Consider the following 24,058-nt stretch of genomic DNA (forward strand, 5'->3'; position numbering starts at 1 on the left):
GGGGGCAGCACCAGTGTAGAAGATATTTCGGGAACATTCTTGACCTTCATACTGCACTGGATACCAAAGCATATGGTCTTTGCTTTCAAAGACTGATTTGACATTCTTGCGGCTAGCAGAAGTCCAACAACCAAAAACGGCAACAACTTTATCCTGGTCGATTAGTTTGGTAGCTTTTTCCCTAAAAGTGTCCCAGTTAGAAGCACCATCTTCAACAATTGCTTCAATTTGTTTGCCTAAAACACCACCAGCAGTATTAATTTCTTTAAGTGCTAATTTTTCAGCATCTACAACGCTTTTTTCACTAATTGCCATTGTGCCACTGAGAGAATGCAAGATTCCTACTTTGATTGTGTTGCTAGTATTAGAAGCACTGACAGAAGAAGCTGTAGGTGCTGAACTTTCTGTGTTATTAGTTGAAGAATTGTTAACACAACCCTTTAATAAAATGCTTGCGCCAAAGGAAGCAGAACCGTAAACTAAAAACTTCCGTCGATTAAATTGTTTTGTCATCTCTAAAGAATTTTGCTTTAAATGAATCAGCTAAATATGTATGCAGCTGATAGTATTAATCATCGAATTGAAATCTTAGTGTTATATTTATCTGATAAAAAGTATATTTTGATACTTTTTTAGAAATATTAAAAATTAATTGGGGGTGAGGGCTTTTTGGTAGAGTCGAGGCTCCGCCTCGCAGGCTGCATTCCCAGGCTCCGCCTGGGAACGAGACAAAGGGAGTAGGGTGGGCTATTCTGCACGTTCGATGTTGGTGGGCGATGCCCACCCTACTTTACTGCTGATAACGTTGCAACAAATCAATTTGTGTGGTTGTTACTGCTGTAGTGAATCCTTGTACCAGCCCACAGCAATTTTTCTCGTAACGTCTGATAGTACGAGTTATTTTCTCGTAAAATAATGAACTTAGCCCTGGATTCCGCCATGCGTATATCAACACGGTGTCCGGGCCAAATGGAAGTTGCCAAAACCCCATCAGTCCACAGTTTGGTACTTAGTTCGTAATCGCCTAAAGGCCAAACGCTAACGACGGAACCTGGAGGTAAGATGAGGGGGCGACTTGAAAGACTCATCGGACAAATAGGAGTGATGGTAATTGCTTCCATACCATCATGCACGATTGGACCGTTGGCAGAAACAGTGTAACCTGTTGAACCAGTGGGTGTAGAGACTATTAACCCATCGCCTTGATACTGATCCACAACCTCACCATCAATTTCCATTTCCAACATTGAGGTGATCATGCGATCTGCGGAAGCGGGTTTGACACACATTTCATTCAAAGCGAAAAAGCGATCGCTCACTGGTTCTAAATTAGTACTGTTACCCTCAAACACTGCAGCTTGTAACATCATCCGACGTTGGATAGCGTAGCGATCTTCCAACAATCTGTCCCAAACTTGCTCGGTGTCTTTAAACTCTTCTGGCGATTCAGTCAGAAACCCCAGATGACCGCCCACATTAACAGCTAATATTGGGATGCCAGCTGAGGCCAACTGTCGCGCACCAGTTAAAACAGTACCGTCACCACCAAGTATCAAAGCCATATCAATTAGTTGACCAGCAGAAGCCAAAAAAACCGGATAAGGATTGTCTTTTGGTCCGCTTGGTCCCATCAAAACTTGGCATTGGCGACTTTCCAGTTGCTTTGCACAAAGTTCTGCCCAACGTTTGCTCTGGGGGTCTCGTGCTTTATAAGCAATAATTACCTGCTTGAGATCCACGAATTTACCACTTTAGGAGATTGAACTGCTCCATATCGACAGTATCGCGGTTGCGATAGATGGCAAGTACAATTGCTAAACCAACCGCTGCTTCTGCTGCCGCTACGGTAATCACAAATATAGTGAATACCTGACCCTTAATTGCAATTGAGTCAAGGTAGTTAGAAAATGCCATTAAGTTCAAATTAACAGCATTGAGCAACAACTCAATAGACATCAGGACTCGCACGGCATTACGACTATTAATTAAACCGTAAATACCGATACAAAATAAAGCTGCTGCTAGTAACAAAAAGTACTGGATTTGCATGAATTTTAATTACCCCTTCTCTTGAATTATCAGTCACCAGTCAACAGTTATTCATTGCTCACCGGTCAGGTGGTCACTGGTCACTGGTGAGTCCAGCGCTGCAGGCGGGTCTCCCGCCGTAGGCGACTGGCGAACCCGTAAGGGTCACTGGTCACTGGTTAGGTGGTCACTGTATATTCTGACTTGCTTCGCCTGCCGATACTAATTCTTTCGGACGTTCTGGTAAAGTCAGAACGGTTTGTCGGTCTTGTGAGAGAGTTTGTTCTGGAAGATACTCGCGACGCGCCAAAATAATTGCACCTACCATTGCCATTAATAGCAAGACAGACGCTAGTTCAAAAGGCAGTAAAAAGTCACTGAAGAAATGCTCGCCAATGAGAACAATAGAGTTTGCCACGGGTTGAGCATTGGACAATGACCAAGGGGTCACCAAAATCATTGTACTTAAAAGTGCAAACAATCCCGCACTGACAACTGCTGTGAGTGCTTTACGTATCCAAGCTGTAGGAAAGGGTACAAAAGCTTGCCGCTTGTTCACTAACATGATGGCAAACAAAATCAACACGTTGACTGCACCAACATAGATAAGTAATTGCGCTGCTGCTACAAAGTCAGCATTCAGCAACAGGTACAGACCAGCAATGCTGACGAATACACCTCCGAGCAAAAAGGCAGAGTAAACGATGTTCTCAATCAGGACAACACCTAGTGCAGCCCCAAGTAACATCACTGCTAATATGCCAAAAGAAACAAACTGTACTCCTGCTGCTAGATTCACTTTTTTTGTCCTTTGTTAGTAGTTAGTGGTTAGTGGTTAGTGGTTAGTGGTTCTACTAAATAACTACTGTACGGGCGCAATGCCTTGCGCCCCTACTAACCACTAGCATTTACTCTTTTTCCACAAGATCTTCTGGGCGAGCACCAGGGCGGGGTGCATCGTCAGGTAAACCATGGGGGTCCATGACGCCTTTGGGTAGGTAAACCAGTTCGCGCAAAGGTGTCACCATTGGGTCAAGGGTGACTTTGTAAGGCAAGCGACCTAATGCCACGTTGTCATAGTTCAATTCATGGCGGTCATAGGTCGAAAGTTCGTAATCTTCTGTCATTGATAAACAGTTAGTCGGACAATATTCCACACAGTTACCGCAGAAGATACAAACTCCGAAGTCGATGCTGTAGTGGTTAAGCTTTTTCTTTTTACTTCCTTTGTCAAATGACCAATCCACCACAGGTAGGTTGATAGGGCACACACGAACACAAACTTCGCAAGCAATGCACTTATCAAACTCAAAATGAATCCTACCGCGAAACCGCTCGCTGGGAATTAGTTTTTCATATGGGTACTGTACGGTTACGGGGCGTCGCCGCATATGGTCAAAAGTAACAGCTAACCCCTGACCAATATAGCGACCTGCTTGTACTGTTTCCTTGGCGTAATCGCCAACTTGTTTCAGGAATTTCAACATTGTTCGTATCTCTCTTTAGGGGATTGGGGATTGGCGATTGGTAATTGGGGATTGGCGATTGGGGAACTCGGGGCCCCCTCCTTGTTGAGGGGCAATGGCGATTGGGGAACTCGGGGCCCCCTCCTTGTTGAGGGGCAATGGCGATTGGGGATTATTGTCTTCTACTCCCTAGTCCCTAGTCCCTAGTCTCCAGTCCCTAGTCCCCAGTCCCTAGTCGCTATCAACCGCCAAAAGCAACGGGGAAAGCTATTTTCAGGGCTGCAGTCAGTAGCAAGTTAACCAAGCCTACTGGTAGCAAGAACTTCCATCCTAAATCTAACAGTTGGTCAATGCGAACTCGTGGCACTGTCCAACGTACTAATACCGCAAGAAAAACGAGGAAGTATGCTTTGAGTACGGTCATGGTGATTCCCAATGATGCGGTCACAACCTGCAGAATGGGATTTGTTTCACTGACTCCAAACACATTGGCGAGTAAATTTAGGGGAATCGGGAAATCCCAACCACCTAAGTATAAAACCGCGAACAGCAGAGCAGACAGGACTAGGTTAACGTAAGAACTCAGGTAAAATAAACCAAATTTCATCCCGGAGTACTCAGTTTGATAACCAGCTACGATTTCTTCTTCTGCTTCGGGTAAGTCAAAGGGCAATCGTTCGCATTCAGCAAGGGCGGCTATCCAAAAGATGATCAAGCCAACTGGTTGTCGCCAAATGTTCCAGCCAAGAATGCCATAACCAGATTGCTGATTTACTATGTCAATGGTGCTGAGGCTATTGGACATCATAGCTATGGCTAGCACTGAGAGTGCCAAAGGAATTTCATAGCTAATTGATTGTGCTGCAGCCCGCAAGCCTCCTAAGAGAGAGTATTTGTTGTTGGATGAGTAACCAGCCATTAACAAACCAATCGGCGCAACGCTAGACAGGGCAATCCACAAGAAGACCCCAAGCGAAACATCTGTAATGACTAGGTTCTGTCCGAACGGCACAATCAAATATGACAAAAATACTGGAATTGTCACGATGATTGGACCGAGGGTAAATAGTATTCGGTCGGACTTGGCTGGCACCACATCTTCTTTAAAAACCAGCTTAAGACCATCTGCTACAGGTGCTAGCAAACCAAATGGACCTATGTATTCAGGACCAATTCTCTGCTGTGCTGCTGCTGAAATCTTCCGTTCCAGCCAAACGCAGACTAGTACCCCTACTGTGGCACCAATTATCATCAGTATCATCGGTAGTGGCATCCAAATGGCTTTAGCGGCATCGGCGGGTAGCCCTAACTCCATGAGGGATTCAATAAATGTTCCTTGCAGATCGATTCCTGAATTCATTTTCTACCAAGTTACGAAGTATTCAGCTTTGTCGTGTGAAGTACGAAGTTTGGAGTATTCAGCTTTGTCGTTTTTACCCTTAATCCTTCATCCTTAATCTTTCACCCTTTCTTTTCCCCTTGTATGTTAATAACTGTAAATTCACCTCTTACTGTTTCTCTCTAAATCGCTCAAAATTTAAGATTTTTTGCGATGCCCATGCCTAGTATACCTTTGGATTGTTTGAGTCCTTTACGGGCTAAACAAGAATTTCTACCTATGGTATGAATTGGGATTTGCTTATAAGCGACTGGGGACTGGGGACTGGGCACCAATCGCCAATCCCCAATCCCCTACCTCTTCTCAATCGGGGTGTAAGGAATAGAGTGCTTGCCGTTGTAGACTTGGGTAGGACGATAAATCCGGTTCTCTTCTAGTTGTTCTTTCCAATGGGCTAGCCAACCAGCAACACGGGCGATCGCAAATATTGGTGTAAACAAGTCTGTTGGTATTCCCAGTTTTCTATACAACAAACCGGAGTAAAAGTCAACATTGGAATAAATACCTTTGTGTCCCAATTTTTCCTCTACGACTCGTTCCATTTCTTGGGCGATGTCATAGTATTTATCCATGCCAAATTTGTCAAACAGTTGCTCTGCCAAATTCTGTAAAATTGTAGCACGCGGGTCTTTTACCTTGTACACGCGATGACCAAATCCCATAATCTTGGCTTTACGTTCGAGACAATCCTCAATGTATGGACGGACATTTTCCACAGACCCAATCGCTTCTAACATTTGAATCACTTCTTCATTCGCCCCTCCATGAAGTGGTCCTCCTAAAGTTCCGACTGCACTAGCAACAACAGCATATGGATCTGTTAGGGTAGAGGCTGTGACTCTAGCACTGAATGTGGAAGCGTTCATTGTATGTTCGGCGTGAAGTATCAAGCAAATATCAAATATTCGCGCCGCTAGTGTATCGGGTGCTTGCTCGTTGAGCATATACAAGAAATTAGCGGCATAATCCAAATCGTCTCGAGGACGTACCGCTTCATTCCCGTTCCGCATCAATTGGAAAGCCGCCACCATTGTGGGAATTTTGGCTATCAGGCGAACAACCGCATCGCGAATGTAGATTGGATTGTCTAGATCGCGACGCGAATAAAATAAACCCAATGCAGCCGCCGAGGCTTGTAAAGCATCCATTGGGTGACCGCTTTCGGGAAAGCATTTCATCATGTCGCTAATGCGATATTTGATCCGCCTGTGATTGCGAACCTCAGACTCAAATGCTGCCAATTCTTCGGCTGTAGGCAGTTCGCCCCAGATTAAGAGAAAAGCAGTTTCTAAAAATGTACTCTTTTCTGCTAGTTCCTCAATCCGAATGCCACGGTATTCTAATATTCCCTTCTGCCCATCAACACAACTAATACCGGATTGGGCGGCGGGAATGCCATCCAACCCAGGCTTGAATTCGCACACCATCATGGCAACACCATCTGTTTCGTAAAGTATTTCTAAGAAAGCAACATCCCAGAAATTCTTATCACCATAACAGTACCCGTTTCCTTGGAATTTCTTTCAAAAACGTTTCACTACTGCTAAAGCAAGTATTTGGGTGGCGTCAACCAAAACATTTGACTGCAACCCAGAGGAGATCCCTTTTCTGGTAGTTTTACCCCGATCATACCCGCTTTTTTCAGGACTAAGGATGCTTTGTTTTGCCCCCAAACCAGAATTTCTGCCCAAGCGCTTAAATTTGGTTCGTGTCCGACTAATGCAAGTTGAGTGTCAGGCGCATAATTTCTCGGCTCTAGCCATTCTCTCACCCAATTGTAAATATCTCCTTCTGGTGTAAGATGGGTACATTCTTCAAGGTGAGAGCTGAGCTTCTGTGCTATAAGTATTTCTGCTGTTTGACGCGCTCTCACTAAGGGGCTTGTGGCAATCAAATCGAAATGGAAACCCATTTGCTTGAGTCTCTGGGCTACTTTCTCTGTTTTCTGCCTTCCCTCTTTTGTGAGACTTCGCTCTTCGTCTTTTTTAATCTCTGGTTGTTTCTCTTCGGCTATGCCGTGACGGATTAAGTAGATTTCCATTTTGGGGACTGGGGACTGGCGATTGGCGATTGGCGATTGGCGATTGGCGATTGGCGATTGGCGATTGGCGATTGGCGATTAGGTATTGGGGAACTCGGGGGCCCCTCTGGGGATAAGGGGCAATGGGGATTGGCGATTAGGTATTGGGGAACTCGGGGGCCCCTCTGGGGATAAGGGGCAATGGGGATTGGCGAAGCAGGCGATTGAGAAAATTCCTAGTCCCTAGTCCCTAGTTCCCAATCCCTAGTCCCTAGTCCCTAGTCCCCAGTCTCCAGTCCCTATTCTGATTGAATTGGATTATCTTTTGGATTTACCAATCTCAGAAGCTTTTGCTTAATTTGAGCATCGAAAACTTCCCATTTCATTTTCGCATAAGCAGAATTCTCGTTGCTGCCTGATAAGAAACCCATAGGAATCTCAAATCCACCCGCGCTTGTTCTTCCACCTCCAAAGAAGCGCCCGCTACTATCTTGTCCAAAGGCTTCCTTGATAAATTCATCAGGGTCAAGTGTTAACTTGGTAGTTCTCAAGGAACCAATTACAACTTCTAATTCATCGTCTTCGTCGTGAACGATGCCATAAACTACAGCTGTATGAACGTTTTCTTCTGTAACGAGAAAATCAGCCGCTTGGGGGATGGCATCGCGGTCATCGTAACGTAGATATCCAACACCAGCAATGGAGAAGTTATTTTGCACTATACGGTTTTTTAGCGATCGCTCTATCACATCCATCACTCGTTTAGAGCGATTCGCCTGCAGAACCGCATTTAGCAGTTGTGCGTCATAAAATCTACTCAGATACGCTGCTGCCATAAAGTCATCTTCCTGTGCTTGCATCAGTCTATTCGTATCCGATCGCAAGCCGTGCATCAAGGCAGTGGCACATTTTACGTGTTGGCTGATACTACTATCTAGCGATAGCAATCCCGCTTGCAAGTATTGAGTAAAAATTGTTGCTGTTGCTCTAACAGAAGGACGAATATCAATAAATTCTGACTTGATATCGCTTTGTAAACTGTGATGGTCAATAATTGCTACCAATGGAATACCTACGTGTTCTACCACGGGTACTAGCTGAGATGTTGTTCCTTGGTTATCTATCAGTACAAAACCTTGATATGATGATGTCAGGTCTTTACCTTTCAGTGTTTGCAACGTCCAACGCTGGGCAGGTAAGTTCGTCAGCTTTACCAAGGCGATGTTTTCTTGGTGACTCAAAGCTCCGGCATAAACAATGTCACACTTGATCTCATATTGCTGTGCAATAAGTTGGTATGTCCAAGCTGAGGACAAAGCGTCGGGATCTGGAAAATCTTGCAGAATAATCAGATGCCGTTCTTGTCGATGAGCTAAAAGCATCGCACCTAGCTCTTCTGCTTTGCGATCGCTCGTTACATTGTTACGCTGGTTTAAAGAATGACCGGGCTCACCAGTCAACGTTGTTGTACTTGATTGTCGATTGAGCGGAACTTCAATTGAGTCTTTATCGTCTACCTCACCATCCTCTGATGCCGAATCTCTCTGTAGTGGAAAATTTTCAAACTGGGTTAAAGAAGAATTAAGTTGCATATTTAATGGTCTTTAAGAGTGTGGGGCTTCCTGTCTTTAATTGAGTAAAGAGTACAGTTAGTCATTTGCTACTTCAGCCACACATCTACAATCTTCGCAGAATTATTCCATACTGGCACTATATCTGTCAGTCTAGATTTTGAGTAATTCTTTTCAATCGGCTCGATCTTATCTAGTTGCTACTCAAGCAAAATAATTTTGTTGCCCAAACTTGGCAATTTTATAGCGTACCCTGGTTGCTTTTTCGTCAATCTGTGTTATACTAACAAAGTTGCTTGCAAGCTTACAGAAAATTTTGCAGGCTGCTCTGTCAACTTTAGACGCTTGAGTCTGATTAAAGTCACAGACAAACGAAGCTTCACCAAGCTAGGGCAACAGCACTTTTACCTGACAACGTACTGCCGTTCTCAAAGAGGAACCAGGTTTGTCAGAGACCAATGACGTATTTTTGCCATTCTTTGTGCAATCCGCTCTTGAGATGTTTACTGACCTCGAAATAAAGACTACTGTAAGGTCTTCGGGGGTGATGGCGTAACATCATGTGAGCTTCACTTGGTGTACGATTTCCCTTCTTGACATTACAGCGAACGCACGCCGTTACTATGTTTTCCCAACTATCGCCGCCCCCACGCGATCGCGGTATAACATGGTCTAGAGTTAAATCATCTCCAGTGTAACCGCAGTATTGACACGTGTGACTATCCCGGTGTAGAAGATTCCGTCGAGTGAGAGGAATTTCCTTGTAGGGAACGCGCACATAATGTCTCAACCTAATAACGGTTGGAAGTGGAAAGCCTGAATAGAGTTGCTTGTTATTGATTTCAACCCGTTCAGCTTTACCTTTGATCAACAAGACCACGGCTCGCCGCCAGCTCGTGATATTGAGCGGTTCGTAAGAGGCGTTTAGAACTAAAACCTTCCCCATTGATAAGCGCTCAAGCTATTAATTTTACATATATTAACACAAATCAATCCTCCTTTGCTTATGAGGATAAATTATACTTCCTACAAAAGCAGGAATTTGGGAAATAGTCAAGGGTGAGGAACTAGCGATTGGGTATTAGGGACTAGAGACTAGGAACTAGGGACTGGGAAGATGGGGAGATGAGGAGATGGGGAGATGAGGAAAATTCGACCACCTCACCACCTCACCCCTCAATCCCCAATCGCCAATCGCCAATCCCCAATCCCTGTTTTCTGGTGTGTGAGGATCAGCAAATAATGTTAAGCCACGAGAAAAACCGTATTATCTTCGATTGTCACAGCGATAGCTATGCTTGGATGTCACAACGTGCTTGGGTAGAAATTGATTTGGAGGCGCTGTCTCATAATGTGCGTCAACTGACGAAGTTACTGTCACCGCGTACTCAGCTTATGGCGGTGGTGAAAGCTGACGCTTACGGACATGGAGCGATCGTTGTTGCTCAAACAGCTTTAAAATCGGGAGCGAGTTGGCTCGGAGTCGCCACAGTTCCAGAGGGAATTCAATTAAGAGAAGCAGGAATTGAAGCTCCAATTTTGATTCTGGGTGCAACTCATACACCAGAACAAATCCAAGCTATCGCACAGTGGCAACTTCAACCAACGCTCATAAGTCCCAAACAAGCTTTAGTCTTTTCTAATACTCTAGAGGAGATTAACTACGATTCTCCCCTACCCGTACATATTAAGTTAGATACGGGGATGTCTAGATTGGGGACAAATTGGCAAGAAGCTGATGAGTTCGTTAAGTTAGTGCAGCGTTTGCCCTATCTTACTATTAAGAGCATTTATTCTCACTTAGCAACAGCCGATAGCCCAGACCCTACGGTGATGAAACAACAACAGCAGAGGTTTGAAACTGCGATCGCTCAAATTAGAGCATTGGGGATAGAACCTCCTTGTTTGCATCTAGCAAACTCAGCCGCTACTCTAACCGAGGAGTCGTTACATTATGACATGGTACGTGCGGGTTTAGTCATTTACGGTCTTTACCCAGCCGTTCATTTAAACTCCAGCATCGACCTCAAACCAGTCATGCAGGTAAAAGCACGAGTTACCCAAGTTAAAATTATTGCACCTGGAACGGGCGTCAGTTATAGTCATCAATTTGTAGCACAGCAAGAACTGCGCTTGGCTGTGGTAGGAATTGGTTATGCCGACGGTATACCTCGCAATCTTTCCAATAAAATGCAAGTGTTGATCCGAGGTCAGCGAGTGCCTCAAATTGGTAACATTACGATGGATCAGTTGATGCTAGATATTAGCGCATTACCAGAGATACAAGAAGGTGAAGTGGTGACTTTACTGGGCAAAGAAGGAGAAGAACAAATTTCTGCTGAAGATTGGGCCAATCAGCTAAACACAATTTCTTGGGAAATTCTCTGTGGCTTCAAGCATCGCTTACCTCGTGTAACACGGGTTAGTGGTTAGTGGTTAGTAGTTAGTGGTTAACAACTAGCAACTAACTACCAACAACTAACCATTACATTATTGCCACATACAATTTCTTGTGATAGTATAAGATACTGATGCGGATGTGGCGGAATTGGCAGACGCGCTAGATTTAGGTTCTAGTACCGTGAGGTGTGAAGGTTCAAGTCCTTTCATCCGCATAATATATAGTTAATAACTTTTTTGTATTCTAAGTCTCAATTGATATAGCCTTAGCGATTGGAAATTGCGACTACACAGACAAAACCTGCCTCCGCAGGTGAGTCAATCATTGTTTTTGTGTTAGTTCACGTTCGCGAAGCGTGCATGGAGTGCATAGGTGGACTTAGTTTGTGTAGTAGCGAATTCTATTCGCCCAAGACTTTTCAAACATCCTCCAAGGCTATGGTTGTCAATTAAATGGTGTATAGTATTTTCTTGTATAAAAAATACTTTTTTCTGATTCCATCCCTCTGGCTGTCTTCTAAGCATAATGATAGAGTTTTTGCCTCAAACAATTCGATACGCTGAAAGATTCAATAAAACTTATCCGGAAGTTTTTTGATACTCATACTGTTAAATTTTGTTTCGTATAAACTTCAACTCAGCGATTTTCATTCGTGTGGTTAATACCATAACTGGCAAATGTGCCTGAGAGGGTATATAACAGACAGTGGCACTATTCTATGGTGAGGGCATTTTTATGTTAAGTTCGCACGTTTTGCAAGTAAAAACACTGATAGCAGGGTAAATATCACTTGAGACTTTATCCCGTCCTAGGAAACCGTACTATACTGAAAGATAAGTACTCAAAATAGCAGGTTCGCCCTTGCAAGTCAAAGTCACTCTCGTACAGTATTATTTCGGTTGCTGTCACACAAGTTCTATTTAGGTAGATGATTTCATCTAGTCTTTACACTTTTTTTACTTGCCGTGTAGAAATGTCTGCTAATCTCAGTATCATTAGTAAATTTCATAGCAATTTACGTATTAGCTGAGATTTTTCATCTTAAAAGAAGGGTGCTACCACTGAGTTTTCTACAGGTCTAAAAGTCAAAATTTTGTATTCTTTGCAACAAAGATTTTAGCAAATTTTCTTGACTTGTGGAAAAACTCTGCAACAGATAAGCTCACACCTAATTGAATTTAGCCAAAAACAGCACTCATGAGCACAACTCCTATAGGTAGCTACAAGTTTTTCCAAAAACTACACCCGCTATCTCTATTAGCACAACTGACTAGTCGGCGTGCTACAGGCTGCTTACAAGTATTCACAGAGTCGGTATCTTGGTCAATCTATCTAGAAGACGGTAAACTTATTTATGCGTCCTCAGATAAAATGTTTGACCGACTCGAGAATCATGCCTCTCGCTTAAGTCAGCAATTTCCCTCGCTCAACAGTACGATTATGATGCAGGTACGGCTGATATTTGATGCAAACGGTGACGATCGATCTATGCCCGTACCAGATTATCAAGCTATTTGCTGGCTCGTTGATGAAGAATATATAACTCCTCCTCAAGCAGCCATATTAATTGATGAAATGGCAAAAGAAGTGTTGGAGTCATTTCTTGCCATCAAACAAGGGAATTACGAATTCAATGGAGAATCTCCCTTGAATCAAATGCCTAGATTTTGCCGTTTGGATTTGCGATTGCTTGTGGAACACTGTCAAAAGCAACTTCGCAATCGACAAAATCCTCAAGCGACTGTTACTACTACACCATCTCATACCCCAGCCTACTATTCCACACCTACTTCACAGCCTCAAGTTCAGTCATCATCTCAACTGAAACTGGGGGAACAGTTACAAAATACAAATCATTTTGATAATTCTCACTTCAACAGTAGTAGATACCAACAACAGAGTAGTAAAAACACGTACACTGTCGCTTGTATTGATGACAGCCCCACAGTCTTAAATTCTATCAAACACTTTTTAGACGAAAGCGCATTTTCAGTGGTGACGATTAACGATCCAGTGAAAGCGCTCATGCAAATACTTCGTAGCAAGCCTGACATCATTTTACTCGATGTTGAAATGCCTAACCTCGATGGCTATGAATTGTGCTCTTTATTGCGGAGACATTCGGCTTTTAAGAATACTCCAATTATTATGGTGACTGGTAGAACGGGATTTATAGACCGAGCAAAAGCAAAAATGGTCAGAGCATCGGGTTACTTAACAAAGCCTTTTTCCCAATCAGACTTGCTAAAAATGGTGTTTAAACACATTGGTAGTTAAGTAAAAAATAGGATAAATTGAGTCATTTATTTTAGGAGATTTAGGAGTGAGTATTACTTTGTTAGGCACAATTTTGATTGTTGAAGATTCTCCGAGCGAATTGGAGTTGATGAGCCATTATCTTAAAGAAAGTGGTTACAACGTTATCAAAGCGGCTGGTGCAAAAGAAGCTTTGGAAAAAGCCCTATCACATAACCCGGATGTTATCGTGACAGATGTTGTTATGCCGGGGATGAGTGGTTTTGAACTGTGTCGTTCTTTAAAAAGAAATCCGATAACACAAAAAGTCCCAATCGTGATATGTAGTTCTAAAAACCAAGAGATTGACCGATTATGGGCAATGAGACAAGGGGCTGATGCGTATGTAACAAAACCCTACACTCGCGAACAGCTCCTCAGGGCTATTAAATCTGTGGCGATTTAATTCTAATGAACAGTTCTAAAATTACTCTTTCAACAAAAGTTGCTCAAAATAACTTGGGAGATGGTTATCTCAAGTTTCAGTTAAACAGACAAACATCTGCCGTGTTGCCCATGAGGCATACGCAAGAAGCAATTATAGTGCCGATTGAAGCTATAACATCAATGCCTAATATGCCGGGATGTGTATTGGGATTAATGAATTGGCGGAGTCGGATAGTTTGGGCGATTGATTTGCCAAGAATGTTCAACCTAGAATATCTTGACAATCGGTTGCGACAATATAACGTAATTATTATTCGGGTAGATTCATTACTTTTGGGTTTAGTCGTACAAGAAATACAAGGTACAACTAAGTTTTTGCCTGATGATATACGCTCTCCTGTAGGACAAGTGGCATCCAGTTTGATTCCCTATTTACGCGGGTGTGTTGTTCAACAAAAAGAAATTTTACTTGTATTAGATGCACAGGCTATTGTGCAGTCTTCTATTCTCCGCAGTGATTAGGGTGTGTCACTTAGAAAACTCATTGAAGTATGTTTATTCACCTCAGGAGAATTCCCTATGTTTAATCAAACTAATAATGCTAAAGACAGTTTAGAGAATGAAAAAAATGAAGTGTCCAATCATCATTCTTCAAAAATTGTAGAAAGTCATATCGTAGAAACCGATAGAGAGCTGAATACTGAATTAACTGTCGAGTCTAGCTTAAGTCGCTTGTCAAAACCGTTTAAAAAGTTGAGCTTGGCAACTAAAGCCACATTACTTGCGATCGCAATTGGTACAATTCCCGTCTTAGCAATTGGCACATTAGCTTATTATATCGCTAGTATGGCGACGGGTAGTAAAGGCGCTCAAATTCAACAAGCAGAAGTCAACGGGCTTGCAGATAAAGTTAACCGTTTTATGTTAGAGCGGTACACGGATATGCAAGTTTTATCAACTTTACCAGTTTTAACAAACACTAAACTGAGGGATTCTTTATCTCCTAGAGAAAAACAAGTTTTATTAGATAAATATATAGAGAGTTATAAAGTCTATGACAGCATTGCGATTCTCAACTTAAGTGGAAATGCGATCGCGCAATCGCGAGGAGCTTCTATAAATAACCAAAGTAACAATAAATATTTTGAAGCAGCAAAGCAAAAAGGAAGCACATACATCAGTCAGCCACAATTTTCCCAAGAAACGGGAAATGGCAATATTATTATTGCGGCTCCCATCAAGGATTCAACAACAGGACAAGTTTCATCCATAGTCAGAGCGAGTTTGCCCATACAGTCTTTAGATGAGATACTAAAGAATTATACGGAGGTAGGGCATAAATACTATTTGGCCGATGATTCGGGAAAATTATTTTTGCCTGTTGACAAAGCTATTATTGGAAGAGAAATCCAAGCAGATTTTCCAGGATTAACTCAACGTCAAGAACAAAGACAAGAAGAGACTTTTACCACAGTCAATCAAATAGAAGGAAAAGAACAACTTGTCAGCTACACATCTAAAACTCAAGAAGGATTGCCCAATTTAAAATGGCAAGCAATTCTGACAACAGATGCGGGAATTGCATTTGCACCACAAAGACAATTGGGATTGACAATTATCTTGGGAACGGCATTGGCAGCACTCATTGTAGCAGCGATCGCGGTATTTTTAGCAAAACGAGCGACACAACCAATTGTCAAAGCAACAGATGCAGTAGCCAAACTCGGACAAGGAGATTTAGGAACTCGTTTGGATGTAGAGTCAGAAGACGAATTGGGAGTCTTGAGTGCCAATATCAATCAAATGGCAGCCCAATTACAGACGCTAGTGAAACAACAAGAACTAGACACTGAAAGAGCAAAATCGCTAGCAGAAATTACCCTCCGGACTCGTAGAAGCCTCAACATGGAGGATATCTACAAAACAGCAGTCAGAGAAGTCCGTCAGGCAATCAAAACGGATAGAGTTCTGATATATCATTTTAATCCAGAAACTTTAGATGGAGATGTAGTTGCTGAATCCGTCACTGCAGGATTGCCAAGAATGTTAGGCGTACAAATTGACGATCCCTGTTTTAGAGAACGCCATGTAGAAACATACAAGGATGGTAGAGTTCGGGCAATATCCAACATATATCAAGATCCAAATCTCAGTAACGCTCAATGCTACATTAAGATGTTGGAAAAATTTGCTGTTAAAGCAAATCTAGTCGCACCCGTTATTAGCGACGGACAACTCATAGCCTTAATGATTGCCCATCATTGTGATAGCCCTCGGATTTGGCTGCAATCAGAAATTGAGTTATTCAAGCAAATTGCCACCCAAGTAGGCTATGCTCTAGAACAAGCATTGCTTCTCCAGGAAGTCGAAAAAGCAAGATCCATTGCTGAAAGATCCTCAGAAGATGAGCGGCGACAAAAAGAAGCTTTGCAGATGCAACTCCTAGAACTTCTAAGCGAAGTCGAAGGCGCAGCAAGTGGGGATTTAACAGTACGTGCGGAAGTCACAGCCGGAGAAATTGGCACAGTTGCCGACTTCTTTAACTCCATTGTGGAAAGCCTACGAGACATTGTAACCCAAGTTAAACAAGCCGCCATCCAAGTTAACCAAGCCATTGGTCACAACGAAGGTTCGATTCGTCACCTAGCAGAGGAAGCACTCGCCCAAGCTTCAGAAATCAATCGCTCCCTCGATGCTGTTGATAACATGACCAACTCCATTCAAGCAGTAGCAGCAAGCGCCCAACAAGCAGCTATTGTTGCCAACACAGCTGCCAACACGGCGAAAAAGAGTGGGATGGCGATGGATATGACAGTACAAAATATTTTGCACTTGCGTGAAACTGTCGGTGAAACAGCCAAGAAGGTGAAGCGATTGGGAGAATCAACACAACAAATCTCCCGCGTGGTAGCTTTGATCAATCAGATTTCCATGCAAACCAACTTACTTGCCATCAACGCCGGGATAGAAGCGGCGCGGGCGGGAGAAGAAGGACAAGGTTTTGCGGTTGTAGCAGAGGAGGTAGGAGAATTAGCAGCCCGGAGTGCGGCGGCGACAAAAGAAATAGAACAAATCGTTGAAAATATTCAACGCGAAACAACGGAAGTGGTGCAGGCGATGGAACTGGGAACAACCCAGGTTGTAGAAGGTACGCGCATTGTCGAAGATGCCAAGCAAAATCTAACTCAAATCTTAGATATTTCGCGGCAAATCGATTTGTTGGTGCAGTCAATTTCTCAAGCAACAGCCTCTCAAGTGGAAACATCACAAACAGTCAGTCAGTTGATGAGAGAAATTGCCTCTTCCTCGCAACGCACCAGTGATTCTTCACGTCATGTTTCGGAGTCTCTGCAACAAACTGTGGAGATTTCGCAACAATTGCAAGCAACTGTTGGTACCTTCAAAGTAGATTAATGTTAATAGCTAATAGCTAATTGCTAATTGCTAATTGTTCGGTGCGAATTAATTAACCATTAGCCATTAACCATTAGCCATTAACCAGTCTTCCATTAGCCACTAGCTATTAGCCCTATGTCACAAGACAAAGAATTAGAAATTCAGATGCAATTTCTGGAGGAAGCGAATGATTACCTCAATACCTTGGAAGGGGTATTGTTGGAGATTAATCCTGGCAATCGCATTTCTCCAGAAAAAATTAATGCTGCACTGAGAGCTGCCCATTCTATAAAAGGTGGTGCGGGTATGATGGGATTTCGGTCCCTCAGCGATTTAGCCCACCGTTTAGAAGATTCTTTTAAAGTTTTAAAAACTAGAAAAAATTCTTTAGAAATTGATACTGAGTTACAAAGTTTACTATTAGCAGCAGTAGACTGGTTGCGTCAGATAGTGGAATTACTATCGGAAGGTGGAGAAATAGACGAGCAATGGTTGGGTACTTTTTGTTACCCAGTTTTTGACGAGCTGCATCAACGCTTGGGCGATCCGACTCCTGAAGATGCAGCAACTATGCTGTCTCCCGAAGAGGGGCAAGATATCGTACCTTTGCTGTTTGAAACGGAAGTCGAAGGGTGTTTGCAGCGCCTAGAAGCGGTTCTAGCAGATGGCGAACAGCCTTGTTTGAAGGAAGAAGTCACAATTATGGCAGCTGAGTTGGGTGGGTTGGGCGAAATGCTCCAACTTTCAGCTTTTTCTCAGTTGTGTATGTCAATTGCAACTCATATGGAAGCTGCAGAACCTTCCTCTGTAGAAACAGTTGCTCGCTCGGCATTGGAAGCATGGAGGCGATCGCAAGCTTTAGTATTAACAAATCAACTAGAAAATTTACCAGTAGAGTTACGGTTAGGTAAAGTATCGGATACAATAATAGAGCGGGCGTCAACAGAACTGCTAGAAGTAGAACCAGCCCCAGTTACCGAAGTAGAACCAGAATTCATAAAACCAGAATTTATAGAACAAGAAGAGACAGAAGAATCCTGGTTGGATCGAGAAATTATTGCAGCCGATTTTGAAGCTTTAGAAGCAGCTTTTGCAGAAGAAAGCGAGGCTCAAGTTGAGGAATCAGAACCAGAACCAGCTACAGTCTCTTCTAGAGAAATTCCAACACCAAATTACAACCGGAAAGCCGAGCAAACAGTTGGTAGCCATAAGAGCGAAACATCAGAAAATACAGTCCGAGTTCCTAGCAGACAGCTCGAGCAAATTAACGATCTCTTTGGAGAACTCATTATTCAGCGCAACGGGATGAATTTGCAACTTGAAAGGTTACGCAAACTCATTCGCAATTTGAACCAAAGAGTTCAAGTTTTGGAACGAGAAAACCAACAACTCCGGACAGCTTACGACAAAATAGCGACTCAAAGTGTAGTGCAATCAGGAACTCCATTTCCAGCACTCGCACCAGTCGAGGAACCAAAAGAACTTCCAGCCCCAGTTTTAGAGAATGGTGATGGAGCCAATGGAGTCGAAGGGGAATTTGATTCTTTAGAAATGGACAGCTACAACGAACTCAACTTGCTGTCCCAAGAAGTGATGGAAACTATCGTTCAAGTGCAAGAAGTCACAACTGACATTCAACTTAGCATTGACGATACAGATCAATTTGCTCGCAAACTGACTAAAACATCCAAGCAACTGCAAAGAAAGCTGACGCAAATTAGGATGCGTCCGCTATCTGATGTTGTGGATCGCTTTCCGAGAGCCTTGCGTGACTTGTGCGTAGAATACGGCAAAAACGTACAGTTGAAAATTGAAGGTGCGAGTACTTTAATCGAAAGAAGCATATTGGAGGCTTTGAATGAGCCTTTGATGCACTTAGTCCGGAATGCCTTTGACCACGGAATTGAAGACCCAGCTACACGTCGTGCTTCTGGTAAGAACGAACAAGGGTTGATAGAAATTAAGGCAACTCATCAAGGAAATCGTACCATTATTTCGCTTCGAGATGATGGGCGTGGGATTTCGATGGAGAAAATTCGGACTCGTGCGATCGAGATGGGATTGGAACCAGCTTTATTAGCACAAGCAACAGAAGAAGAACTGCTATCGCTTATATTTGAACCCGGTTTTAGCACTTCTGACCAGGTGACAACTTTATCTGGTCGCGGTGTAGGTATGGATGTTGTGCGTAATAACCTCAAGCACATCCGAGGTGATGTCAAAGTCGATACAAAGTTAGGAATTGGGACTACATTCACCCTCTCAGTACCATTTACACTCTCAGTCGCACGAGTGCTGCTTGTCGAAAGCAATCGTATGCTCTTGGCATTCCCCACAGATGTGGTTTCCGAAATATTCCTGCTTAAAGAAGAGCAAGTCTTGCCAATGGCTACAGGCGAAGTTCTCAATTGGCAAGGTACTATGCTACCGTTGGTTCGTTTGGGTCGTCACTTAGAGTTTAATTGTCCTCGTCATGACAATCCAAACCTAGAAACTCCACCAGCAATTAATGCTTCCAGCATTATCATTGTTAGTCAAGGAAATCAGCCCGTTGCAGTGCAAGTGGATAGGTGTTGGGGCGAGCAAGAAGTTGCTATCCGTCGGGTAGAAGGAAATATTGCTTTACCAAGTGGTTTTAGTAATTGTACGATTTTGGGTGACGGTCGCGTCGTACCATTGGTGAATGCTAATGAGATGCTTTATTGGATAGCGACTAATGAGCGTTTGCCAAAAACCAGTCAATTACCATCCTCTAAGTTAAAGACAGTTTTCTTAACACCAGCCGAAGAAAAACAAGCAGCGCTTTCAGGAAATCGTAAAGGCACTATTTTGATTGTGGATGACTCAATTAATGTGCGACGGTTTTTAGCTTTGACGTTGGAAAAGGGAGGGTATCAAGTCGAACAAGCTAAAGATGGTCAAGACGCTTTGGAGAAACTTCAGAGTGGTTTGAAGGTTCAGGCTGTGATTTGTGATATTGAAATGCCTCGCATTGATGGTTATGGATTTTTGGGTCGCGTGAAATCTAATACTGATTTTAAGGATATACCAATTGCGATGTTGACTTCTCGTAGTAGTGATAAACATCGGCAGTTAGCTATGCAGTTGGGAGCGCGGGCTTATTTTTCTAAGCCTTACAACGAACAAGAGTTGTTGAGGACTTTAGATGATATTATTTTTCCTTTCGCGGGGGCTGCTAAATGACAATTATAAATAGATTTATGAACCGCAGCCTGTAGCAGATGGACGCTGATAATGATTTATTTTGAGTATTTTTTATTCTGTAGATGAAGAAATTTATGCCTCTACCGAATATTTTTGATTTTGATACTAAGTTTTAGTTTAATAACTCCCTTTTGTAGAGCCTGCATATGCAGGCTTTTTTCTTATACAGTAGTTTTTAAGTCTAGAGCCATACTATACTCTTGTGGTATATTGTGGTACGGGCGTCCTCGCCCGTACATAGATAAGAGGGCGGACAAGGACTCATCTACATTATGAGTCACTAAAATAAGGTTATTTGCCAAAGCAATAGCTGCAATTTGTAAATCATATCCACCTATGGGAGTCCCTAAGCCAGCAAGTTGAGCACGAATCTGACCACAGATTTCTGCTGTAGTACCATCAAAAGGTAAGCTAATAAATTGACTGAAAAATTCTCGCAGTATCTGTAAATTGCTCTGTTGACGCGAACTTCGATAAGCACCATAGTAAAGTTCAAACTTTACCACATCACATAAGCGCACATCTTCTGTTGCCAATGCACTTAAGCGCCGAAATATGGGTAAACTACGACGGTTAATATATCTAATACAAGTGTTAGTATCAAGCAAATAAATCATCCCAGTTTCTTTCCTGTGGTTCTCCTTGAGGTTCTCGAACGAGAGGTTCTCCTTCCCAAGCGCCAAATGTGTTCTCAAAGAAACCAGGTGTCCACCCTAATTCTTGCAGTGTTTTAGTTTTACTTTCCGTCTCTAAAGGTTGGTAGATAACCATAACCTCTACATCCTGATTGCTTAGTCCTAAAGGAATATTGAGATGTAACGTTCCGTCTGCGCCCACGTGAGAACGTACCTTGATGCTTCGCATACCCTAACCTCTTACCACTTCATTAAAAATAGCAAATAATTTGTCACTTAAAGGCAAAATTTGGATTCAGCAGGATGGTACTGAAGAAGGTATTGCTAACCAATTGGTAGAATTGGGCGTTCCCAAGCAACACATAGTACTGGGATTCGATCCTCCAAAAATGCGCCATTATACAGAGTTTGCTGAAGCTTAAAATTGGGTCTTATTTCTTTAGATTTAAAAGTTTGCTTGTACCTTTTCTAAGTAAGCTTATAGATAGCAATCAACAATGCTCAAGGAGTGCGATCGCTTCGGCGCAAGCTGTACCCAGCTTATGGCAAAAGCTCAGATACCTTATCCCAACTTCTATCAAGTTGTGATTCGATCCAACGAACTATCTACTCCTGATGAAACATCCCGACCAGTGTATTTACAAGAGTATACCTCAAAGGATATGTGGGAACAAGTGATGGTTTTTTGGAAAGCGCAGTTACACAACTTTGTACCCAGACCCGAACAAGCTCACAAATCAGATTACACCAATCATGCTCAATGGATGGCTGCGCTCAAGGAATTAAATCTACAAGCTTATGGAGCTTTGCTAGCTCAATGGAAAACCGAGCATCAACGACGGCGTAATTTATGGAAAGCAATGAGTGACTTGGGATTATGGTGATGTTACTAAAATTATGTTGTCAGTTGGCCAGAGCTATTCACTTTAAGAGTATTAATATTTGCATCAATTATGCTGAAACTTAAAATTTTAACGATCGTGGCTTTAACTGGCGGAGATCTAATATTAAATTCTTCCGGTTTAACACAGGTATCTCCTGTTATGAGTTCAAGTTCTTCTAGAATTTTAAAAGAGGCTAGAGTTCGTAACAAAATAAATTGGGGACTCAGAACAGTCAGTCCTCCTATTAGCTTTCAAGATGATTACGGTCAATGGCAAGGTTTTTGCACAAATTTAATAGCTTTACTTGAGAGTTATTTGAAAGACAATCAATTGGTGAAAAATGATTTCAAAATAGAAAGGTATCCAATACCTCTTGACAAACGATTTGTATACACTCGCTTTACCGAACAGCACAAGCAACAACTTCAACTTAATGGTGAATGTGGTTCTGATAGTACCAAACAAAAAATAAATGGAATTCAGTTTTCTGACCCTTACTTTAAAACTAGAACTTTATTTTTAATTCGTAAAGATAAGTCAAAGAGATTTTTAGATTTAAAAGAAAAATCATATTTTCAGAATTTACCAAAAGTAAAAATTGGAGTTTTTCAGAGTAGTGTAACAGGTGATAGAGTCACAAAAAACTTTGAGAATTCAGAAGTAGATATAGTAAAGTTAGCAAATCCTAACGCTGTTATTAATGCTCTTTCAACTAGAGAAATTGATGCCTTTGCTAGTAATGAAATTTTTCTAAATGAAATGTTAAAGAAATTAAATAAACCTGGTAGCGATGAATTTTATATTGACTTACAATTTGTAATAAGTCGAGAAACTTATGGATTAATACTTCCTAGTGATGATACTGAATGGATAAAAATTATTAATAATTTTTTAGTTGCAAAACAAACAGATATACAAAACCTTCTTGAAAAACATATTACCAGTCAAAACTATCAAAAAATATCGGAACGACAAACATCCAATAAAGAGGGGATAAGTATTTTATTGATATTTTTGTGTATATTGACACTAATGAGCTTGACTTATGCGTACTGGGTTCGACAACAAAATTTATCATCACGAATACAGTCAAATCTTAACACACTTGACCTAGAACATAACCAAATGGTAGACCCCCGTGCTATTGCAATTTCCTTTAAGCAATTAGCAGAGAAGCACCCAGATGCAGAATTAGAAATTGTGAAGGCAGAGAAACAGGGACTAGATAAGTTTTTGCTGCGTGCTAAAACCTCAACTACAGCTAACAAGTCTGAACTAAGTGCAGAATATTTTGACACTTATAATGAGATAAAAAGCTTGCCAGAGCGAGAAATTAAATTACTACTAGAAGAAAAAGATAATAGAATTCGTAGTTTGGAAATTTTTGTGACTCAAGCGCTACAAAGCCCTAAATTTTATGCAGAAGCTTGTAATAATCAAGGAGACACTATGTCACAAAACTCTAAAAAAGAATCTAATTTCAACTTCCAAAATCCTCAATTTGCTGGTGGTCTTGTCAATGCTGATAAAGTAACCGCCGATCGAATTGGTGGCAACATCACTAATTACACAACCGAACAAAAGCAAAACCTTGCACAAGCAGCAGCAGAAATTCAACAGCTTCTTTTCCAACTGTCTCAGACTAATCCAATAACAGATGAAATAGTTACAGAAGCAATTCGTCAGGAAATTAGACGTAATCCAACGCTAAAAGCTAGATTGCAATCTGCCTTAAAAGCTGGTGGATTGGAAGCACTAAAAGCTATTTTCAATCATCCACTATTTAGTATTCCTGCTGAAACAGTAAAGGGTTGGCTTGAAGCTGAATAATGAATTTAACGCAAGATTGGCGTCAAAACAGACATCACCCCAAACCCCTCTCCTTGTAGGAGAGGGGCTTTAAACTCCGATCTTAACGTTGCTCCTCCCTCTTTTAAAGGAGAGGGAGGCTGGGAGGATGAGGTCTGTTGAACTGACATTAAATTTAGGGAGTGAAAGGGCTGCTCAAAAGCTATCTATAAAAGAAAAGTTTTTTAAGTATCATATCTCTCAAGAGACACGAACTGGAATTATTTAACTCAAATCATTAAATAATCTTAAAAAAAATTTCCGTAAAAACACTGATATAGTGAAAAGGCTCCTGCTACTTTTTCCGTAATTCTAACGTAGCGGATATCACGTTATTTGCAGTTAATATTTTAAAGATATTGTCAATTGATAGCAGTAACAAACACTGTTTTATCTTCACAAGGTCTTCACGATCTATTGCAATAATTCGTATTTGGTTAAGTAACACAACTTTGAAAAAAGAATGCGGCAAATGGTTGATTAAGATGAAGTCCAAACAAAGC

The 24,058-nt window shown here is 41.9% G+C and carries 20 protein-coding genes, 1 tRNA gene and 1 pseudogene; 10 read left to right on the forward strand and 12 right to left on the reverse strand.

The window, feature by feature from the left end; all coding sequences use genetic code 11:
• The 10 genes from ACKTT2_RS09055 to ACKTT2_RS09100 form a co-directional block, all read right to left on the reverse strand.
• Positions 1 to 513, reverse strand: a 513-nt coding sequence (locus tag ACKTT2_RS09055; RefSeq protein ID WP_407885871.1) for a transporter substrate-binding protein, incomplete at its 3' end; no start/stop codon positions are given.
• Between the two features lie 302 nt (positions 514 to 815).
• Positions 816 to 1,739 carry an NAD(+) kinase gene (locus tag ACKTT2_RS09060; RefSeq protein ID WP_407885873.1) on the reverse strand — a complete coding sequence of 308 codons (924 nt, stop codon included), beginning with the start codon at positions 1,737 to 1,739 and terminating at the stop codon, positions 816 to 818.
• Positions 1,740 to 1,743: 4 nt separating this feature from the next.
• Positions 1,744 to 2,049: an NADH-quinone oxidoreductase subunit NuoK gene (gene nuoK, locus ACKTT2_RS09065; RefSeq protein ID WP_407885874.1), complete on the reverse strand. Its 306-nt coding sequence runs from the start codon at positions 2,047 to 2,049 to the stop codon at positions 1,744 to 1,746.
• A gap of 166 nt (positions 2,050 to 2,215) precedes the next feature.
• A complete protein-coding gene (locus ACKTT2_RS09070; RefSeq protein WP_407885876.1) occupies positions 2,216 to 2,827 on the reverse strand; it encodes an NADH-quinone oxidoreductase subunit J in 612 nt (203 codons plus the stop codon).
• A 109-nt stretch (positions 2,828 to 2,936) separates the two neighbouring features.
• Positions 2,937 to 3,515, reverse strand: coding sequence for an NAD(P)H-quinone oxidoreductase subunit I (gene ndhI / locus ACKTT2_RS09075; protein WP_407885878.1), 579 nt, complete (start codon positions 3,513 to 3,515; stop codon positions 2,937 to 2,939).
• 220 nt (positions 3,516 to 3,735) lie between these two features.
• Entirely contained in the window at positions 3,736 to 4,854 is a 1,119-nt protein-coding gene (gene nuoH / locus ACKTT2_RS09080) for an NADH-quinone oxidoreductase subunit NuoH (protein WP_407885880.1), read from the reverse strand.
• 332 nt (positions 4,855 to 5,186) lie between these two features.
• Positions 5,187 to 6,323, reverse strand: coding sequence for a citrate synthase (locus ACKTT2_RS09085; RefSeq protein ID WP_407885883.1), 1,137 nt, complete (start codon positions 6,321 to 6,323; stop codon positions 5,187 to 5,189).
• Positions 6,324 to 6,436: 113 nt separating this feature from the next.
• Entirely contained in the window at positions 6,437 to 6,934 is a 498-nt protein-coding gene (gene sixA / locus ACKTT2_RS09090) for a phosphohistidine phosphatase SixA (protein WP_407885885.1), read from the reverse strand.
• Positions 6,935 to 7,212: 278 nt separating this feature from the next.
• Positions 7,213 to 8,505, reverse strand: coding sequence for a DHH family phosphoesterase (locus ACKTT2_RS09095; RefSeq protein WP_407885887.1), 1,293 nt, complete (start codon positions 8,503 to 8,505; stop codon positions 7,213 to 7,215).
• A gap of 427 nt (positions 8,506 to 8,932) precedes the next feature.
• Positions 8,933 to 9,430 (reverse strand): HNH endonuclease, encoded by a 498-nt coding sequence (locus ACKTT2_RS09100; protein WP_407885889.1) that lies wholly within the window; start codon positions 9,428 to 9,430, stop codon positions 8,933 to 8,935.
• A 296-nt stretch (positions 9,431 to 9,726) separates the two neighbouring features.
• Between ACKTT2_RS09100 and alr the strand changes: the two genes are divergently transcribed.
• The 7 genes from alr to ACKTT2_RS09135 all read left to right on the forward strand — a co-directional run bounded on the left by alr (position 9,727) and on the right by ACKTT2_RS09135 (position 20,167).
• Positions 9,727 to 10,917, forward strand: a complete 1,191-nt coding sequence (gene alr, locus ACKTT2_RS09105) for an alanine racemase (RefSeq protein ID WP_407885919.1) — start codon at positions 9,727 to 9,729, stop codon at positions 10,915 to 10,917.
• Positions 10,918 to 11,017: 100 nt separating this feature from the next.
• Positions 11,018 to 11,099, forward strand: a tRNA-Leu gene (locus ACKTT2_RS09110).
• Between the two features lie 983 nt (positions 11,100 to 12,082).
• On the forward strand, positions 12,083 to 13,162 hold the full coding sequence (locus tag ACKTT2_RS09115) for a response regulator (RefSeq protein WP_407885891.1): 1,080 nt from the start codon (positions 12,083 to 12,085) through the stop codon (positions 13,160 to 13,162).
• Between the two features lie 46 nt (positions 13,163 to 13,208).
• Positions 13,209 to 13,586 carry a response regulator gene (locus tag ACKTT2_RS09120; protein WP_407885893.1) on the forward strand — a complete coding sequence of 126 codons (378 nt, stop codon included), beginning with the start codon at positions 13,209 to 13,211 and terminating at the stop codon, positions 13,584 to 13,586.
• 5 nt (positions 13,587 to 13,591) lie between these two features.
• Positions 13,592 to 14,089: a chemotaxis protein CheW gene (locus ACKTT2_RS09125; protein ID WP_407885895.1), complete on the forward strand. Its 498-nt coding sequence runs from the start codon at positions 13,592 to 13,594 to the stop codon at positions 14,087 to 14,089.
• 57 nt (positions 14,090 to 14,146) lie between these two features.
• Entirely contained in the window at positions 14,147 to 16,981 is a 2,835-nt protein-coding gene (locus ACKTT2_RS09130) for a methyl-accepting chemotaxis protein (RefSeq protein WP_407885897.1), read from the forward strand.
• A 117-nt stretch (positions 16,982 to 17,098) separates the two neighbouring features.
• Complete coding sequence (locus tag ACKTT2_RS09135) at positions 17,099 to 20,167, forward strand: hybrid sensor histidine kinase/response regulator (protein WP_407885899.1); 3,069 nt, start codon at positions 17,099 to 17,101, stop codon at positions 20,165 to 20,167.
• A 182-nt stretch (positions 20,168 to 20,349) separates the two neighbouring features.
• Here ACKTT2_RS09135 and ACKTT2_RS09140 read toward each other — a convergent pair whose 3' ends face one another.
• Positions 20,350 to 20,805 carry a type II toxin-antitoxin system VapC family toxin gene (locus tag ACKTT2_RS09140; RefSeq protein ID WP_407885901.1) on the reverse strand — a complete coding sequence of 152 codons (456 nt, stop codon included), beginning with the start codon at positions 20,803 to 20,805 and terminating at the stop codon, positions 20,350 to 20,352.
• A complete protein-coding gene (locus tag ACKTT2_RS09145) occupies positions 20,789 to 21,052 on the reverse strand; it encodes a hypothetical protein (RefSeq protein ID WP_407885903.1) in 264 nt (87 codons plus the stop codon). The genes ACKTT2_RS09140 and ACKTT2_RS09145 overlap by 17 nt, the downstream gene beginning before the upstream one ends.
• Before the next feature lie 49 nt (positions 21,053 to 21,101).
• Here ACKTT2_RS09145 and ACKTT2_RS09150 point away from each other — a divergent pair.
• The 3 genes and pseudogenes from ACKTT2_RS09150 to ACKTT2_RS09160 all read left to right on the forward strand — a co-directional run.
• Positions 21,102 to 21,245: pseudogene (locus tag ACKTT2_RS09150) on the forward strand (element excision factor XisI family protein); the annotation flags it as partial.
• 75 nt (positions 21,246 to 21,320) lie between these two features.
• Complete coding sequence (locus ACKTT2_RS09155) at positions 21,321 to 21,707, forward strand: hypothetical protein (protein WP_407885905.1); 387 nt, start codon at positions 21,321 to 21,323, stop codon at positions 21,705 to 21,707.
• Positions 21,708 to 21,776: 69 nt separating this feature from the next.
• Complete coding sequence (locus tag ACKTT2_RS09160; protein WP_407885907.1) at positions 21,777 to 23,537, forward strand: substrate-binding periplasmic protein; 1,761 nt, start codon at positions 21,777 to 21,779, stop codon at positions 23,535 to 23,537.
• Positions 23,538 to 24,058: the final 521 nt, after the last annotated feature.

The organism is Scytonema hankhaensis NUACC26 (assembly GCF_045865695.1).
Taxonomy (GTDB): Bacteria; Cyanobacteriota; Cyanobacteriia; order Cyanobacteriales; family Nostocaceae; genus Scytonema.

Excerpts from the sequence above, each read along its gene's own strand:
- ACKTT2_RS09155 (WP_407885905.1), top strand. The coding sequence starts at position 21,321 with ATGCTCAAGGAGTGCGATCGCTTCGGCGCAAGCTGTACCCAGCTTATG.
- nuoK (WP_407885874.1), bottom strand. The coding sequence starts at position 2,049 with ATGCAAATCCAGTACTTTTTGTTACTAGCAGCAGCTTTATTTTGTATC.
- ndhI (WP_407885878.1), bottom strand. The coding sequence starts at position 3,515 with ATGTTGAAATTCCTGAAACAAGTTGGCGATTACGCCAAGGAAACAGTA.
- nuoH (WP_407885880.1), bottom strand. The coding sequence starts at position 4,854 with ATGAATTCAGGAATCGATCTGCAAGGAACATTTATTGAATCCCTCATG.
- ACKTT2_RS09100 (WP_407885889.1), bottom strand. The coding sequence starts at position 9,430 with ATGGGGAAGGTTTTAGTTCTAAACGCCTCTTACGAACCGCTCAATATC.
- ACKTT2_RS09085 (WP_407885883.1), bottom strand. The coding sequence starts at position 6,323 with ATGATGGTGTGCGAATTCAAGCCTGGGTTGGATGGCATTCCCGCCGCC.
- ACKTT2_RS09145 (WP_407885903.1), bottom strand. The coding sequence starts at position 21,052 with ATGCGAAGCATCAAGGTACGTTCTCACGTGGGCGCAGACGGAACGTTA.
- ACKTT2_RS09160 (WP_407885907.1), top strand. The coding sequence starts at position 21,777 with ATGCTGAAACTTAAAATTTTAACGATCGTGGCTTTAACTGGCGGAGAT.
- ACKTT2_RS09135 (WP_407885899.1), top strand. The coding sequence starts at position 17,099 with ATGTCACAAGACAAAGAATTAGAAATTCAGATGCAATTTCTGGAGGAA.
- ACKTT2_RS09125 (WP_407885895.1), top strand. The coding sequence starts at position 13,592 with ATGAACAGTTCTAAAATTACTCTTTCAACAAAAGTTGCTCAAAATAAC.
- alr (WP_407885919.1), top strand. The coding sequence starts at position 9,727 with ATGTTAAGCCACGAGAAAAACCGTATTATCTTCGATTGTCACAGCGAT.
- ACKTT2_RS09140 (WP_407885901.1), bottom strand. The coding sequence starts at position 20,805 with ATGATTTATTTGCTTGATACTAACACTTGTATTAGATATATTAACCGT.
- ACKTT2_RS09115 (WP_407885891.1), top strand. The coding sequence starts at position 12,083 with ATGAGCACAACTCCTATAGGTAGCTACAAGTTTTTCCAAAAACTACAC.
- ACKTT2_RS09130 (WP_407885897.1), top strand. The coding sequence starts at position 14,147 with ATGTTTAATCAAACTAATAATGCTAAAGACAGTTTAGAGAATGAAAAA.
- sixA (WP_407885885.1), bottom strand. The coding sequence starts at position 6,934 with ATGGAAATCTACTTAATCCGTCACGGCATAGCCGAAGAGAAACAACCA.
- ACKTT2_RS09095 (WP_407885887.1), bottom strand. The coding sequence starts at position 8,505 with ATGCAACTTAATTCTTCTTTAACCCAGTTTGAAAATTTTCCACTACAG.